This is a genomic window from Mycobacterium paraintracellulare (genome assembly GCF_000276825.1).
Lineage (GTDB): Bacteria > Actinomycetota > Actinomycetes > Mycobacteriales > Mycobacteriaceae > Mycobacterium > Mycobacterium intracellulare.
In genome coordinates, this window is the sequence record NC_016948.1 from 1,113,114 (window position 1) to 1,128,104 (window position 14,991).

Consider the following 14,991-nt stretch of genomic DNA (forward strand, 5'->3'; position numbering starts at 1 on the left):
AGGTTGCCCATGACCGATCAACCGCCGCCCGGCGGCGCCTACCCGCCGCCCCCCTCGTCGCCCGGCCCATCCGGTGGGCAACAGCCGCCGTCCGGCGGTCAGGAGTTCCCGCCGCCTCCGTCGGCGCCCGGCGGCGGTTCCTACCCCCCGCCGCCACCGCCGCCCGGCGGGTCCTACCCGCCACCGCCGCCGTCGTCCGGGGGCTACGCGCCGCCGCCGCCGGGACCGGCGATCCGGACCCTGCCGACGCAGGAGTACACGCCGTGGCTCACCCGCGCGCTGGCGTTCGTCATCGACATCCTCCCGTACGTCGTCGTGCACGGCATCGGCACCGCGATCCTGCTCGCCACGCAGCAGACGGCCTGCATCACCGACGTCACCCAGTACGCCGTCAACCAGTACTGCGCCACCCAGAATTCGACCCTGGGCATGGTGGCGCAGTGGTTGGCGTCGATCGTCGGGCTGTTCTACCTGATCTGGAATTACGGCTACCAGCAGGGCACGACCGGGTCGAGCGTCGGCAAATCGGTGATGAAATTCAAAGTGGTCAGCGAGGTCACCGGCCAACCCCTGGGCTTCGGCCTGTCCGTGGTGCGGGCGCTGGCGCACTTCGTCGACGCGATCATCTGCTTCATCGGTTTCCTTTTCCCGCTGTGGGATTCGAAGCGTCAGACGCTGGCGGACAAGATCATGACGACCGTGTGCCTGCCGATCGACGGGACCGAAAGGCCGCCGGTCACCTAGGCTGATCGTCGATGAGCGACGACGGCAACCCACACCCCGAGTTCACCGGGCTGGCCACCAAAGCGATTCACGCCGGCTACCGGCCGGACCCGGCGACCGGAGCGGTCAACGCCCCGATCTACGCCAGCAGCACCTTCGCCCAGGACGGCGTCGGCGCATTGCGGGGCGGATTCGAATACGCGCGCACCGGCAACCCGACCCGCGCCGCGCTGGAGGCCGCGCTGGCCGCCGTCGAGGAAGGCAGCTACGGCCGGGCCTTCGCCTCGGGGATGGCCGCCACCGACTGCGCCCTTCGCACAGTGCTGCGGCCGGGTGACCACGTCGTGATCCCGAATGACGCCTACGGCGGCACGTTCCGGCTGATCGACAAGGTCTTCACCCAGTGGAACGTCGACTACACGCCCGTCGCGCTGCACGAGCTGGACGCCGTCGCCGCCGCGATCACGCCGCGCACCCGGATGATCTGGGTGGAAACCCCGACCAACCCGTTGCTGTCCATCGCCGATATCGCCGCCATCGCCGAGCTGGGCGAGCAGCATTCCGCGAAAGTGTTGGTGGACAACACCTTTGCCTCACCCGCGCTGCAGCAGCCGCTGACGCTGGGGGCAGACATCGTGCTGCACTCCACCACCAAGTACATCGGCGGCCATTCCGACGTGGTGGGCGGCGCGCTGGTCACCAACGACCAGGAACTCGACGACGCGTTCGGCTTCCTGCAGAACGGGGCCGGCGCGGTGCCCGGCCCGTTCGACGCCTACCTGACGATGCGCGGACTGAAGACCCTGGTGCTGCGCATGCAGCGGCACAGCGAAAACGCCATGGCCGTAGCGGAATTCCTCGCGGGCCATCGCGCGGTGAGCGCGGTGCTCTACCCCGGCCTGCCCAGCCACCCCGGGCACGAGGTCGCCGCGCGGCAGATGCGCGGGTTCGGCGGCATGGTCTCGGTGCGCATGAAAGGCGGCCGGGACGCCGCCCGGGATCTGTGCGCCAACACCAAGGTGTTCATCCTGGCCGAATCGCTGGGCGGGGTCGAGTCGCTGATCGAGCACCCCAGCGCGATGACGCATGCGTCGACGGCCGGGTCGCAATTGGAAGTGCCCGACGACCTGGTGCGGCTGTCGGTCGGCATCGAGGACGTCGCCGACCTGGTGGCCGATCTGCAGCAGGCCCTCGCCTAGCGCACCTCGCGCAAAGCGATCAGGAGTGGTACGGCTCCGCGCTGACCAGCGTGACCTCGACGGTGTTGCCGTTGGGCACCACGTAGCTGCGGGTCTCGCCCACCTTGGCGTCGATCAGGGCGCCGCCCAAAGGTGAATTCGGCGAGTACACCTCGAGCTTGCCGTCGTTGACGCCCTCCTGGCGGGTGGCGATGAGGAACGTCTCGGTGTCGGACTTGTCGCCGTTGTAGTAGACCTTCACCACCGAACCGGGCAGCGCGACGCCGGACTGCTTGGGCGCTTCGCCGACCTTGGCGTTGTTGAGCAGATCCTGCAGCTGGCGAATCCGGGCCTCCTGCTGGCCCTGCTCTTCGCGGGCGGCGTGGTAGCCGCCGTTTTCGCGCAGGTCGCCCTCTTCGCGGCGGTCGTTGATCTCCGCGGCGATGACCGGACGATTCGCGATCAACTGGTCGAGCTCGGCCTTGAGTCGGTCATGCGACTCCTGGGTCAGCCAGGTCACCGAAGTGTCCGTCATCTCGTCGTGCTCCTCGTATGTTGTTCCGCGAGTTCGCGTAAGTCCTGTTAACTCCGCCGTCGAAAGCGTGCGGGTCCATCCCCGTGTGCTGCGGCGCCGATCTGCTGACGGCCGCTAATGCAGCAACACGGTCCCAATCGGAACCGTGCATTCACCCATGTTACCACCGCGCGAACAACTGATGACTCCATCTTCGCTGTTCGGCGTCGATGGCGACGGTCAGGACGGGCGCAGGTAGGCGGGCACATCGGTGCCGCAGCCATAGATGTCGGCCACCGCCGGCGGCTGGGAGGATTTGACCGTCGTCGTCACCTGCACCGTGGCCGCGTCGGATGGCGGGACCAGCAGCTCACGTCGTCCCGTCTCGCTCCCGTCGGCGGAGCGGACCCGCACGATGCAGTCCACCGGGCGCGACGGATCCGATCGGGTCACGCTGATCGTTATCGACGCCGTCTGCTCGTCGATCACCCGGTACCCGGCCAGCGTCCCCTTGACATCACTGGTGCCGAAGCGGTGGTAGCCGACGGCGGCCACGGCCAGGCCGGCCGCGACGACCAGCACGCCCAGCGCGACGATCACCCATCGCCGGGGGATGCGCGACAGCCGGGAACGCCCGTAGCGGGCCTCCGGACGCGGAGTGGGGGTATCGGTCATGGCTGGTTATGCCTGGTTGTCGGCTGCCGGGCACCGGCCGACAGCATGCAACGATGTGGAACTGGAATTATAGGGTCAGACCGGGTGACCACCCGAGGTGACAAGGGAGCACGTGAGCGAATTGCGGTTGATGGCGGTGCACGCCCACCCCGACGACGAGTCCAGCAAGGGCGCGGCCACCCTGGCCCGCTACGCCGACGAGGGGCATCGGGTGCTGGTGGTGACGTTGACCGGCGGTGAGCGCGGCGACATCCTCAACCCCGCGATGGATCTGCCCGAGGTGCACGGGCACATCGCCGAAATCCGCCGCGACGAGATGGCGAAGGCCGCCGAGATCCTCGGGGTGGAGCACACCTGGCTCGGCTTCGTCGACTCCGGCCTGCCCAAGGGCGACCCCCCGCCCCCGCTGCCCGAGGGGTGTTTCGCGCTGGTGCCGCTGGAGGAGTCGATCGAGGCGCTGGTGCGCGTCGTACGCGAGTTCCGCCCGCACGTGATGACCACGTACGACGAGAACGGCGGCTACCCCCATCCCGATCACATTCGCTGCCACCAGGTTTCGGTCGGCGCCTTCGAGGCGGCCGGGGATTATCGGCGCTTCCCGGACGCCGGCGAACCGTGGACGGTGTCCAAGCTGTACTACAACCACGGCTTTCTGCGGGCCCGGATGCAGTTGCTGCACGACGAGGCCCTCAAGCACGGTCACGAACCGCCGTTCAAGAAGTGGCTCGAGCACTGGGACGCCGCGCACGACCCGTTCGAATCCCGGGTGACCACGCGCGTCGAGTGCTCGGCCTATTTCAGCCAGCGCGACGACGCGCTGCGGGCGCACACCACGCAGATCGACCCCGACCACGACTTCTTCGCGGCGCCCATCGAATGGCAGCAACGGCTTTGGCCCACCGAGGAATTCGAGTTGGCCCGCTCGCGGGTCCCGGCCCGGCTGCCCGAGGACGACCTGTTCGCCGGGATCGAGACGGACGCGTGAATCACCTCGTCCTCCTCGCGAGCGCCGCCGGCTGGCAGGCCGACAACGCGCCGCAGCACACCGGGCCCGACTTCGGCAAGGCCAGCCCGGTCGGGCTGCTGATCGTCGTGTTGTTGTTGATCAGCACGCTGTTCTTGCTGCGCTCGATGAACCGGCAGCTGAAGAAGGTGCCGGAGTCGTTCGACCCCAAGCATCCCGAGCCGGACCAGGCCGCGGACGAGGGCACCGACGCGGTCGACCCGGGCGCCGGGCAGGCCCCGGATCGGGCGGACGGGTCGCCGCGACCCCCGGGATCCGGCGATGAGCCAGGCTGACTCGTCCGCCGCGAACACCCTGGGGCTGGCCACCAGCCCGTATCTGCGCCAGCACGCCGACAATCCGGTGCACTGGCAGCAGTGGACACCGGAGGCGCTGGCCGACGCCGCCGCCCGCGACGTGCCGATCCTGCTGTCGGTCGGCTACGCGGCCTGTCACTGGTGTCACGTCATGGCGCACGAGTCGTTCGAGGACGCCGACGTCGCCGCCGCGATGAACGCGGGATTCGTCTGCATCAAGGTCGACCGCGAGGAACGGCCCGACATCGACGCGGTGTACATGAACGCCACGGTGGCGCTCACCGGGCAGGGCGGCTGGCCGATGACCTGTTTCCTCACGCCGGACGGGCGGCCCTTCTTCTGCGGCACCTACTATCCGAAAGATAGCTTCCTGCAACTTCTTTCGGCCGTCTCGGCCACATGGCGGGAGCGTCGCGGTGAGGTCGAGGAGGCGTCCGACCATATCGCCGGCGAACTGCGCAAGATGGCTTCCGGTGTAGCGCGTGGCGGCCCCGCGGTGGCGGCCGACCTGTGTGACCACGCCGTCGCCGCGCTGCTCGGGGACGAGGACACCGTGCACGGCGGGTTCGGCGGTGCGCCCAAATTCCCGCCCTCGGCGCTGCTCGAGGCGCTGCTGCGCAACTACGAGCGCACCGGATCGCCGGCGGCGCTCGACTCGGTGTCGCGCGCGGGCAGCGCTATGGCCCGCGGCGGCATCTACGACCAGCTCGGCGGCGGCTTCGCCCGGTATAGCGTCGACAACGCTTGGGTGGTACCGCATTTCGAGAAGATGCTGTACGACAACGCGCTGCTGCTGCGCGCCTACGCGCATTGGGCCCGGCGTACCGGCGATCCGCTGGCGCGCCGAATCGCCGACCAGACCGCCCGGTTCCTGCTCGACGACCTCGCCGACGGTGCCATGTTCACCTCATCGCTGGACGCCGACGCCGACGGCCGCGAGGGCTCGACCTATGTGTGGACGCCGGAACAGCTGAACGACGCGCTCGGGCCCGACGACGGTCGTTGGGCCGCACAGGTTTTCGCGGTCACCCCGGCCGGCACCTTCGAGCACGGCGCCTCGGTGCTGCAGCTCCCCGCCGATCCGGAGGATGCGCAGCGGGCCGAACGCGTGCGGGCCGCGTTGTTGAACGCCCGGCGCGCCCGCGTCCAGCCCGGCCGCGACGACAAGATCGTCACGTCCTGGAACGGGCTGGCGATCACCGCCTTGGCCGAGGCCGGCGTGGCGTTGGACGAGCCCGAGTTCGTCCACGCCGCAAGCCGCTGCGCGCGGGCGGTGCTCGACCTGCACGTGGTCGACGGCAGGCTGCGGCGCGCCAGCCTCGGCGGCGTGGTCGGCGACAGCGCCGCCATCCTCGAGGACCACGCGATGCTGTCCACCGGGCTGCTGGCGCTCTACCAGCTGACGGGCGAGGCGGCCTGGCTGACAAGGGCGACCGATCTGTTGGACACCGCGTTGGCGCACTTCGCCGATCGTGAGCAGCCCGGCCGCTGGTTCGACACCGCCGACGATGCCGAGCGGTTGATGCTGCGGCCCGCCGACCCGCTGGATGGGGCGACCCCGTCGGGCGCGTCGTCGATCACCGAGGCCCTGCTGACCGCGGCGCACGTGGTCGACGGGGAGCGCGCCGAGCGGTACCTGCGGGCGGCGGACGACGCGCTGCGCGCGCACTCGGTGCTGCTGGAGCGTGCGCCGCGGTCGGCCGGGCATTGGCTGGCCGTGGCGGAGGCCGCGGTCCGCGGGCCGCTGCAGATCGCGGTGGCCTGCGACCCGTCGTGGTCGCCGCTGCTGGCCGAGGCGCGACGGCTGGCGCCCGGCGGGGCGGTCGTCGTGGGCGGGGACGTCGATTCCTCGGCGCTGCTGGCGGGCCGCGACCGGGTGGCCGGCGCCGACGCCGCCTACGTGTGTCGTGGCCAGGTCTGCGACCTGCCGGTGACCACCGCGGCCGAACTGGCCGCCGCCCTGGCTGTTTCCAGCCGCTGAGCCGGTGGTGGTGACCCGCTGCGCCCGGCTGCGCCGCGCTGGCGATCACCACTGAAGCCGGGTTACCCTGCCTCCCATGCCGAATGCCGCCAAGACCGAAGCGATCAGAAGCACGGTCCACCGCTACATCGAGCTGGTCGCCAAGGGCAGCGCCGACGACTTGGTCGAGCTGTACGCCGACGACGCCACGGTCGAGGACCCCGTCGGCGGCGAGGTGCACATCGGGCGCCAAGCGATCCACGGCTTCTACTCCGCGGTCGACAACCTGCAGCGCGAATGCGAACTGAAGACGCTGCGCGTGGCCGGCAACGAGGCGGCCTTCCAGTTCCGGCTGATCGTGACCGCCGGCGAGCACCGGATGGTGATCGAGCCGATCGATGTCATGGTCTTCGACGGCAGCGGGAAGATCGCGGCGATGAAGGCGTACTGGTCACCCGACGACGACGTCGACCAGGGCTAGCCGGGCCATCAGGCTCCCAGCAGCCACGCGTGTTCTTCCGTGTAGAACACGGCGAACCACATGGCGATGTAATGCAGGATCGCCGCGATCGCGGTGAAGGCGTGGAAGAACTCGTGATAGCCGAACGTCCGCGGCCACAGGTCGGGCCAGCGTAGACCGTAGAAAATGCCACCGACGCTGTAGAACACACCGCCGACGGCCAGCAGCACCATCGCGGCCACCCCGGCCTGGTGCAGGATCGTCGGCGCGTACCAGATCGCCACCCAGCCCAACAGCAGATAGAGCGGTACACCCAGCCAGCGCGGCGCCGTCGGCCAGCACACCTTCAGCGCGATGCCCGCGAGCGCGCCGCCCCACACGATGCACAGCACCACCACGCCGGTGTCCTGCGGCATGACCAGCCGCGCGAACGGCGTGTAGCTGCCGGCGATGAAGATGAAGATCATCGAATGATCGAGCCGCTTCATGCGAATCCGGGCCAGGTCCGACTTCCAGTGCACCCGGTGATAGGTCGCGCTGACCGCGAACAACGCCACCGTGCACGCGGCGTAGATCAGCGTCGAATGCCCGGCGCGGGGCGAGGACGCCGCCCACGACACCGACACCAGCGTGGCGCCGGCGATGATCGCCAGCCACGCCGAGTAGAAGTGGATCCAGCCGCGCATCCGGGGTTTGCCCAAAACATTGGCGGCCCCTTCGGCGAGTCGCTCGACGGTGTTGCCCGGGGCGATCGGCTCGGGTTCGCGCTCAGGATGCGGGACGGTGCTGGTCTGGCTGCTCATGTCTCCTGTGGAATGTCTCTACAACGGGGGACGCCGGTGGCCACGGTGCCATGGGCGGGGTGTAAGAGCCAGAGTAGCCAGAGATGGTTACGGCGCAGTGTCGACTTCTCGCCCGGCTGCTCGGATGACCGGCCGAAATCGCAACCCGGAATCCATTGCGCCTGGCAGTAGGGTGTGTGTTCGTGGAAATCATCCCGCGGCGACTCAAAGAGCCGCTGTATCGGATCTACGAGATGCGGCTGCGGCAGGGCCTGACCGCTTCCAAGTCGGAACTGCCCCGCCACATCGCGGTGCTGTGCGACGGGAACCGCCGGTGGGCGCGCGACGCGGGATACGACGACGTGAGCTACGGCTACCGGATGGGCGCGGCCAAGATCGCGGAGATGCTGCGCTGGTGTCAGGAAGCCGGCATCGAGATGACCACCGTGTACCTGCTTTCCACGGAGAACCTGCAGCGCGATCCCGACGAGCTGGCCGGGCTCATCGAGATCATCACCGACGTCGTCGAGGAGATCTGCGCGCCGGCCAACCGCTGGAGCGTGCGCACCGTCGGCGACCTCGAGCTGCTCGGCGAGCAACCGGCCCGCCGGCTGCGCGGGGCGGTGGAGTCCACCCCGGTCGTGGCGCCCTTCCACGTCAACGTCGCCGTCGGCTACGGCGGTCGCCGCGAAATCGTCGACGCGGTGCGTTCGCTGCTGAGCAAGGAACTCGCCAACGGCGCGACCGCCGAAGAGCTGATCGACACCGTCACCGTCGATGCGATCTCGGAAAATCTCTACACCTCCGGTCAGCCCGATCCCGACCTGGTGATCCGCACCTCGGGCGAGCAACGGCTCTCCGGCTTCCTGCTGTGGCAAAGCGCGTACTCGGAGATGTGGTTCACCGAGGCGCACTGGCCCGCCTTCCGCCGCGTCGACTTCCTGCGCGCGCTGCGCGACTACAGCCAGCGCCATCGCCGCTACGGGAAGTAAATCCGCTGCGCCTGTGACTCGTGGGGCGGCTGATCCCGCCCGACTGGCGCGTGTCAAATATTTACAAAATAACGGGAATAGCCGGGTGAACCACCTCGTCGTTGTATCCGTGGCAATAGCCAACACCGCCATCGCGAGGAGTAATCACATGTTGCTTGTTTCTGGTGTATCCGGCCTCACCACGCGGCCGCTCTACGACGCGACCGACTCGCTGTTGCGCTTCGCCGTGCGCGCCGACGCCACCCTGACGGGACTCTTCGGCTTGGTCATCGCCTTCCTCGCCGACCCGCTCTCGTCGCTGACCGGCCTGACGTCCTTCGAGAATTACGCCATGGGGGCCTTCTTCGTGATCTACGGCCTCGTGGTGTTCAGCCTCGGGGCGATGCCGGACGTGCGCGGTGTCGGCATCGGCGTGATCGTGGCCAACATCTTTTTCACGCTGTCCTCGATCGTGGCAACCGAAGCATTGCCGCTGACCATCACCGGGGCCGCGCTGACGCTGGCCAGCGGCGCCTACGCGGCCGCGTTCGCCGCGCTCCAGTACCTGGGAGTGCGTCGCCTCGAGACGGCGTAGTGGCGCCTAGAGCTTGCGCAGCCGCAGCCGATTGATGGAGTGGTCGGCGTCCTTGCGCAGCACCAGCGTGGCGCGCGGCCGGGTGGGCAGGATGTTCTCGACCAGGTTGGGCCGGTTGATGGAACGCCAGATCTCGCGGGCGGCGGCGACGGCCTTGGTGTCGTTGAGCGCCGCGTAGTGGTGGAAGTGCGACTCGGGATCGGCGAAGGCCGTGCTGCGCATGGCCAAAAACCGCGAGATGTACCACTGCTCGATGTCCTCGATCCGCGCGTCCACATAGACGCCGAAGTCGAACAGGTCCGACACCATCAGGGTCGGACCGGTCTGCAAAACGTTGAGGCCCTCGAGGATCAGGATGTCGGGATGCCGCACCACGTGCTTGGCCCCGGGGATCACGTCGTATTTCAAATGCGAATACACCGGCGCGCACGCGTAGTCCGAGCCCGACTTGACCGACGTCACGAACCGCATCAGCGCCCGACGGTTGTAGCTTTCCGGAAACCCCTTGCGATGCATCAGGTTTCGCCGGTCCAGCTCGGCATTGGGGTACAGGAATCCGTCGGTGGTCACCAGGTCCACCCGGGGATGATGGTCCCAGCGCGCCAAGAGCGCCTGCAGCACACGGGCGGTCGTCGACTTGCCGACCGCCACGCTGCCGGCGACCCCGATGATGAACGGCACCGGCCGGTCCGGGTTTTGCTGAGGTTCGCCCAGGAACTCGGCGGTGGCGGCGAACAACCGCTGGCGCGCCGCGACCTGCAGGTGAATCAGCCGGGCCAGCGGCAGGTAAACCTCTTCGACTTCGAGCAAGTCGATCTGTTCACCCAGACCGCGCAGGCCGACCAGTTCCTCCTCGGTGAGGGCCAGCGGCGTCGACATACGAAGCGCACGCCATTGCTTTCGGTCGAACTCCACATAAGGGCTCGGCTCGCTAAGCCGCGGCATAGTGCAAGTGTTGCAGGAGCGCCGAAAAGCCCGACGGCTGGGCTGGCGAAAAGTCGGCGCTGGATAGACTGGCGCCGTGACTGCTGCACCTGACGCCCGCGCCACGACCTCCGTGATGTCCGCCCCGCTCGCCGAGGTCGATCCCGACATCGCCGGGCTGCTGGGCCAGGAGCTGGGCCGCCAGCGCGACATGCTGGAGATGATCGCGTCGGAGAACTTCGTCCCGCGCGCGGTGCTGCAGGCCCAGGGCAGCGTGCTGACCAACAAGTACGCCGAGGGCTTGCCGGGGCGCCGCTACTACGGCGGCTGCGAGTACGTCGACGTCGTGGAGAACATCGCCCGCGACCGGGCCAAGGCCCTCTTCGGCGCCGACTTCGCCAATGTGCAGCCGCATTCGGGCGCCCAGGCCAACGCCGCCGTCCTGCACGCGCTGATGACGCCGGGGGAGCGGCTGCTGGGTCTGGACCTGGCCAACGGCGGCCACCTGACGCACGGCATGAAGCTGAACTTCTCCGGCAAGCTCTACGAGAACGGTTTCTACGGTGTCGACCCGACGACGCATCTCGTCGACATGGACGCGGTGCGCGCCAAGGCGCTGGAATTTCGCCCCAAGGTCATCATCGCCGGTTGGTCGGCCTACCCGCGGATCCTCGACTTCGCGGCGTTCGCCTCGATCGCCGACGAGGTGGACGCCAAGCTCTGGGTGGACATGGCGCACTTCGCGGGCTTGGTCGCGGCCGGCCTGCACCCCTCGCCGGTGCCGCACGCCGACATCGTGTCGACGACCATTCACAAGACGCTCGGCGGCGGCCGCTCGGGCATGATCCTCGGCAAGCAGGAGTACGCCAAGGCGATCAACTCGGCGGTGTTCCCCGGCCAGCAGGGCGGACCGCTCATGCACGTCATCGCGGGCAAGGCCGTCGCGCTGAAGATCGCGAGCACCCCCGAATTCGTCGAGCGGCAGCAGCGCACCCTGTCGGGCGCGCGCATCCTCGCCGACCGGCTGTTGGCCGCCGACGTCGCCAAGGCCGGCGTATCGGTGGTCAGCGGCGGCACCGACGTGCACCTGGTGCTGGTGGATCTGCGCAACTCCCCGCTCGACGGCCAAGCCGCCGAGGACCTGCTGCACGAGGTCGGCATCACCGTCAACCGCAACGCCGTGCCCAACGACCCGCGGCCGCCGATGGTCACGTCGGGGCTGCGGATCGGCACGCCCGCCCTGGCCACCCGCGGCTTCGGCGACGCCGAGTTCAGCGAGGTCGCCGACGTCATCGCCACCGCCCTGGCCGCGGGCAGCTCGGCCGACGTGGCGGGGCTGCGCCAGCGCGTGACACGGCTGGCGCAGGAGTTCCCGCTGTACGACGGCCTCGAAGACTGGGCGCTGGTCGGCCGCTGACGCCCGTCTGGTCGGGCTCGAGGACCAAAATCACCACTTGCTCCGACACGACCCCGCCGATTTCATGAACCTGTGTACGCGGGTTACAGTTATCTCATGGCCGAAAGACCCGTCGCTAACGCGCTGACCCTGGAACTCGAGCCGGTCGTCGAAGCGAACGTCGACCGCCACCTGTCCACCGAAGAGCTCTGGTTCGCCCACGATTACGTGCCGTTCGATCGGGGCGAGAACTTCGCATTCCTCGGTGGGCGCGACTGGGACCCGTCGTCAATGACGTTGCCGAGACCGCTGACCGACGCCTGCGAGATCATGCTGCTGCTCAAGGACAACCTGGCCGCGCACCACCGCGAGCTGGTCGAGCACTTCATCCTCGAGGACTACTGGGGCCGCTGGCTGGGCCGGTGGACCGCCGAGGAGCACCTGCACGCCATCGCGTTGCGCGAGTACCTGGTGGTGACCCGTGAGGTCGACCCGACCGCCAACGAAGAGGCCCGCGTCCAGTACGTCATGAAGGGCTACCGCGCCGACACCTACTCGCAGGTGGAGACCCTGGTGCACATGGCGTTCGTCGAACGCACCCACGCCGTGTTCTGCGAGAACCTGGCCGCCAAGCTCGAGGAGCCCATCCTGGCCGGCCTGATCGACCGGATCGCCCGCGACGAGCGGCGGCACGAACTGTTCTTCTCCAACCTCGTCGAGCACTGCCTGGGATACACCCGCGACGAGACGATCGCGGCGATCGCCGCCCGTGCCGCCGACCTGGATGTGCCCGGCGCCGACATCGACGCGTACCGCGACAAGGTGCAGAACGTCGAAAAGGCAGGCATTTTCGGTCCGGAGCAGCTGCGTCAGGCGATCTCCGACCGCATCGCCGCATGGGGGCTCGCGGACGAGCCCGCGCTGCGGCAATTCATCGTCGGCTGAGCCGCGGCCCCCTCCGCGCCGATCCCTTTGGGGCGTCGTCGCGGCTCGTCATGTCGGCGCGCCTGCACAGCGGGCACGCGGCCACGGGAGTAGCGTCGTTCCCGATGGTCAGCGTCATGCTCTGCTGCCAGGGCGGCACCTCCCGTCATCACAACGGAAGGACCGGCCCCGGTCCTGGTGCTGCGGTTCCCGTCGACATGCCTGTGCGGGTCCGCGCGGGCTCATCCCGCTCGAGGAGCGCTACGTGACCGATATCCGGACCTACGTGATCGACACTTCCGTGCTGCTGTCCGACCCGTGGGCGTGCAGCCGGTTCGCCGAACACGAGGTGGTTGTTCCGTTGGTGGTGATCAGCGAGCTGGAGGCCAAACGCCACCATCACGAGCTGGGATGGTTCGCCCGCCAGGCGTTGCGCCTGTTCGACGATCTTCGGCTTGTGCACGGGCGCCTGGATCAACCCATTCCCGTTGGGACACAAGGCGGTACGCTCCACGTCGAACTCAACCACACCGACCCGGCGGTGCTGCCCGCCGGCTTCCGCAACGACAACAACGACTGCCGGATCCTGAGTTGCGCCGCCAACCTGGCCGCCGAAGGCAAACGAGTCACGTTGGTCAGCAAGGACATTCCGCTTCGGGTCAAGGCCGCCGCGGTAGGGCTGGCCGCCGACGAATACCACGCCCAAGACGTCGTGGCCTCCGGCTGGTCGGGCATGCGCGAGATCGAAACCGCCACCGAGGATATCGACGCCCTGTTCAGCGACGGCGAGATCGATCTGGCGGAAGCCCGAGACCTGCCCTGCCACACCGGCATTCGGCTGCTCGGTGGCAGCTCTCACGCGCTGGGCAGGGTCAACGCGGACAAGCGCGTTCAGCTGGTCCGCGGTGATCGCGAGGTGTTCGGATTGCGTGGGCGGTCCGCCGAACAGCGGGTCGCGCTGGACTTGCTGCTCGACGAGTCGGTCGGCATCGTGTCGCTGGGCGGCAAGGCCGGCACCGGCAAGTCGGCGCTGGCGCTGTGCGCCGGGCTGGAGGCCGTGCTGGAGCGGCGGACCCAGCGCAAGGTGGTGGTCTTCCGTCCGCTGTACGCCGTCGGCGGCCAGGAGCTGGGATACCTGCCCGGCAGCGAGAGCGAAAAGATGGGCCCGTGGGCGCAGGCAGTGTTCGACACCCTCGAGGGGCTGGCCAGCCCGGCGGTGCTCGAGGAAGTGCTGTCCCGCGGCATGCTCGAAGTGCTGCCGCTGACCCACATCCGGGGACGTTCGCTGCACGACTCGTTCGTCATCGTCGACGAGGCGCAGTCGCTGGAGCGCAACGTGTTGCTGACCGTGCTGTCCAGGCTGGGCACCGGGTCGCGGGTGGTCCTGACCCACGACATCGCCCAGCGCGACAACCTGCGGGTGGGCCGCCACGACGGGGTCGCGGCGGTGATCGAGAAGCTCAAGGGCCACCCGCTGTTCGCCCACATCACCCTGTTGCGCAGCGAGCGCTCGCCGATCGCCGCGCTGGTCACCGAGATGCTCGAGGAGATCGCCGGGCCGCACTGAGCGGTTTCGCCGCGAAGCTGTATTCCACGACAGCTCCACTCGCGATATGTGTCGCTGGTTGCAGTCTCGCGGTGAGTACGCTTTTACCGTGGCGAAACGACCCGACACCTTGGCCTGGCGCTACGGGCGCACGCTGGCCGGTGTCGTCGCCGCCGTCGCGGTGCTGGTGATCGGCGGGCTGACCGGTCACGTGACGCGCGCCGACGACCTGTCCTGCTCGGTCGTCAAATGCGTCGCGTTGACCTTCGATGACGGCCCCGGTCCCTTCGACGAGCGGCTGCTGCAGATCCTCAAGGGCAACGACGCGAAGGCCACCTTCTTTCTGATCGGCAACAAGGTGGCCGCCAACCCGGCGGGGGCCAAACGCATCGCCGACGCGGGGATGGAAATCGGCAGCCACACCTGGGAACACCCCAACATGACCACCATCCCGCGGGAGGACATCGCCGCGCAGTTCTCCAAGGCGAATGACGCGATCACCGCCGCGACCGGCCACACGCCGACGTTGTACCGGCCCGCGGGCGGCTTGTCCGACCCGGTGGTGCGCCAGACCGCCGGGCAATTCGGGCTGGCCGAAATCCTGTGGGACGTCATCCCTTTCGATTGGGCCAACGACTCGAACACGGCGGCGACGCGATCGATGCTGATGACCTACATCAAACCGGGCTCGGTGGTGCTGTTCCATAACACCTACTCGAGCACCGTCGATCTGGTCTATCAGTTCATCCCGGTGCTCAAGGCTAACGGCTACCGGATGGTGACGGTCAGCGAACTGCTGGGACCACGCGCGCCCGGCAGCAGTTATGGTGGCCGGGAGAACGGGCCACCCGTCAACGGTCTGCGCGACATTCCCGCCAGTGACATCCCCACGCTGCCCAACACGCCCTCACCCAAGCCGATGCCCAACTTCCCGATCACCGACATCCCCGGGCAGAATTCCGGCGGGCCGAACAACGGTGCCTAGCGCGACGAGCGGGCCCGCGACGAAAGGACGAAAGTCCG

General features: G+C 68.5%; 16 protein-coding genes. 12 read left to right on the forward strand and 4 right to left on the reverse strand.

The features are described 5' to 3' along the window. Positions 1 to 9 precede the first annotated feature (9 nt). Together OCQ_RS05480 and OCQ_RS05485 are read left to right on the forward strand one after the other, a co-directional pair. Entirely contained in the window at positions 10 to 744 is a 735-nt protein-coding gene (locus OCQ_RS05480) for an RDD family protein (protein ID WP_008254318.1), read from the forward strand. Positions 745 to 755: 11 nt separating this feature from the next. Beyond that, positions 756 to 1,922: a cystathionine gamma-synthase gene (locus tag OCQ_RS05485; RefSeq protein ID WP_014383987.1), complete on the forward strand. Its 1,167-nt coding sequence runs from the start codon at positions 756 to 758 to the stop codon at positions 1,920 to 1,922. A 19-nt stretch (positions 1,923 to 1,941) separates the two neighbouring features. On the opposite strand, the gene greA is transcribed toward OCQ_RS05485, so the two are convergent. Beyond that, complete coding sequence (gene greA, locus OCQ_RS05490) at positions 1,942 to 2,436, reverse strand: transcription elongation factor GreA (protein WP_007168983.1); 495 nt, start codon at positions 2,434 to 2,436, stop codon at positions 1,942 to 1,944. A gap of 219 nt (positions 2,437 to 2,655) precedes the next feature. After that, positions 2,656 to 3,090, reverse strand: coding sequence for a DUF4307 domain-containing protein (locus tag OCQ_RS05495; protein ID WP_014379376.1), 435 nt, complete (start codon positions 3,088 to 3,090; stop codon positions 2,656 to 2,658). A 112-nt stretch (positions 3,091 to 3,202) separates the two neighbouring features. On the opposite strand from OCQ_RS05495, the gene mca reads away from it, so the two are divergent. The 4 genes from mca to OCQ_RS05515 all read left to right on the forward strand — a co-directional run bounded on the left by mca (position 3,203) and on the right by OCQ_RS05515 (position 6,851). Continuing rightward, positions 3,203 to 4,075 (forward strand): mycothiol conjugate amidase Mca, encoded by an 873-nt coding sequence (gene mca, locus OCQ_RS05500; protein WP_008254328.1) that lies wholly within the window; start codon positions 3,203 to 3,205, stop codon positions 4,073 to 4,075. Continuing rightward, a complete protein-coding gene (locus OCQ_RS05505; protein WP_009954600.1) occupies positions 4,072 to 4,389 on the forward strand; it encodes a hypothetical protein in 318 nt (105 codons plus the stop codon). The genes mca and OCQ_RS05505 overlap by 4 nt, the downstream gene beginning before the upstream one ends. After that, positions 4,376 to 6,391, forward strand: coding sequence for a thioredoxin domain-containing protein (locus OCQ_RS05510; RefSeq protein ID WP_014383988.1), 2,016 nt, complete (start codon positions 4,376 to 4,378; stop codon positions 6,389 to 6,391). The genes OCQ_RS05505 and OCQ_RS05510 overlap by 14 nt, the downstream gene beginning before the upstream one ends. Before the next feature lie 76 nt (positions 6,392 to 6,467). Next, on the forward strand, positions 6,468 to 6,851 hold the full coding sequence (locus tag OCQ_RS05515; protein ID WP_014383989.1) for a nuclear transport factor 2 family protein: 384 nt from the start codon (positions 6,468 to 6,470) through the stop codon (positions 6,849 to 6,851). A gap of 8 nt (positions 6,852 to 6,859) precedes the next feature. Here the strand turns inward: OCQ_RS05515 and trhA are convergent, their stop codons facing one another. Then, positions 6,860 to 7,633, reverse strand: a complete 774-nt coding sequence (gene trhA, locus OCQ_RS05520; protein WP_008254333.1) for a PAQR family membrane homeostasis protein TrhA — start codon at positions 7,631 to 7,633, stop codon at positions 6,860 to 6,862. Between the two features lie 182 nt (positions 7,634 to 7,815). Here trhA and OCQ_RS05525 point away from each other — a divergent pair, with 182 nt between their 5' ends. Together OCQ_RS05525 and OCQ_RS05530 are read left to right on the forward strand one after the other, a co-directional pair. Further along, positions 7,816 to 8,604 carry a (2Z,6E)-farnesyl diphosphate synthase gene (locus OCQ_RS05525; protein WP_008254334.1) on the forward strand — a complete coding sequence of 263 codons (789 nt, stop codon included), beginning with the start codon at positions 7,816 to 7,818 and terminating at the stop codon, positions 8,602 to 8,604. 148 nt (positions 8,605 to 8,752) lie between these two features. Beyond that, the gene (locus OCQ_RS05530; protein WP_014383990.1) at positions 8,753 to 9,178 is read left to right on the forward strand and encodes a hypothetical protein; all 426 of its coding nucleotides are present in this window, start codon (positions 8,753 to 8,755) and stop codon (positions 9,176 to 9,178) included. A 6-nt stretch (positions 9,179 to 9,184) separates the two neighbouring features. Here OCQ_RS05530 and coaA read toward each other — a convergent pair whose 3' ends face one another. Then, positions 9,185 to 10,123, reverse strand: coding sequence for a type I pantothenate kinase (coaA, locus tag OCQ_RS05535; protein ID WP_008254336.1), 939 nt, complete (start codon positions 10,121 to 10,123; stop codon positions 9,185 to 9,187). Positions 10,124 to 10,238: 115 nt separating this feature from the next. Here coaA and glyA point away from each other — a divergent pair, with 115 nt between their 5' ends. The 4 genes from glyA (at position 10,239) to OCQ_RS05555 (ending at position 14,953) form a co-directional block, all read left to right on the forward strand. Then, positions 10,239 to 11,519 (forward strand): serine hydroxymethyltransferase, encoded by a 1,281-nt coding sequence (gene glyA, locus OCQ_RS05540; RefSeq protein ID WP_008254337.1) that lies wholly within the window; start codon positions 10,239 to 10,241, stop codon positions 11,517 to 11,519. 96 nt (positions 11,520 to 11,615) lie between these two features. Continuing rightward, positions 11,616 to 12,443: an acyl-ACP desaturase gene (locus OCQ_RS05545; RefSeq protein WP_008254339.1), complete on the forward strand. Its 828-nt coding sequence runs from the start codon at positions 11,616 to 11,618 to the stop codon at positions 12,441 to 12,443. Positions 12,444 to 12,687: 244 nt separating this feature from the next. Then, complete coding sequence (locus OCQ_RS05550) at positions 12,688 to 13,989, forward strand: PhoH family protein (protein WP_008254341.1); 1,302 nt, start codon at positions 12,688 to 12,690, stop codon at positions 13,987 to 13,989. An 88-nt stretch (positions 13,990 to 14,077) separates the two neighbouring features. Next, the gene (locus tag OCQ_RS05555; protein ID WP_008254353.1) at positions 14,078 to 14,953 is read left to right on the forward strand and encodes a polysaccharide deacetylase family protein; all 876 of its coding nucleotides are present in this window, start codon (positions 14,078 to 14,080) and stop codon (positions 14,951 to 14,953) included. The last annotated feature ends 38 nt before the right edge of the window (positions 14,954 to 14,991 follow it).

Coding starts and splice junctions, on each gene's coding strand:
- OCQ_RS05480 (WP_008254318.1), top strand. CDS start 10: ATGACCGATCAACCGCCGCCCGGCGGCGCCTACCCGCCGCCCCCCTCG.
- OCQ_RS05485 (WP_014383987.1), top strand. CDS start 756: ATGAGCGACGACGGCAACCCACACCCCGAGTTCACCGGGCTGGCCACC.
- greA (WP_007168983.1), bottom strand. CDS start 2,436: ATGACGGACACTTCGGTGACCTGGCTGACCCAGGAGTCGCATGACCGA.
- OCQ_RS05495 (WP_014379376.1), bottom strand. CDS start 3,090: ATGACCGATACCCCCACTCCGCGTCCGGAGGCCCGCTACGGGCGTTCC.
- OCQ_RS05510 (WP_014383988.1), top strand. CDS start 4,376: ATGAGCCAGGCTGACTCGTCCGCCGCGAACACCCTGGGGCTGGCCACC.
- OCQ_RS05515 (WP_014383989.1), top strand. CDS start 6,468: ATGCCGAATGCCGCCAAGACCGAAGCGATCAGAAGCACGGTCCACCGC.
- trhA (WP_008254333.1), bottom strand. CDS start 7,633: ATGAGCAGCCAGACCAGCACCGTCCCGCATCCTGAGCGCGAACCCGAG.
- OCQ_RS05530 (WP_014383990.1), top strand. CDS start 8,753: ATGTTGCTTGTTTCTGGTGTATCCGGCCTCACCACGCGGCCGCTCTAC.
- coaA (WP_008254336.1), bottom strand. CDS start 10,123: ATGCCGCGGCTTAGCGAGCCGAGCCCTTATGTGGAGTTCGACCGAAAG.
- glyA (WP_008254337.1), top strand. CDS start 10,239: ATGTCCGCCCCGCTCGCCGAGGTCGATCCCGACATCGCCGGGCTGCTG.
- OCQ_RS05545 (WP_008254339.1), top strand. CDS start 11,616: ATGGCCGAAAGACCCGTCGCTAACGCGCTGACCCTGGAACTCGAGCCG.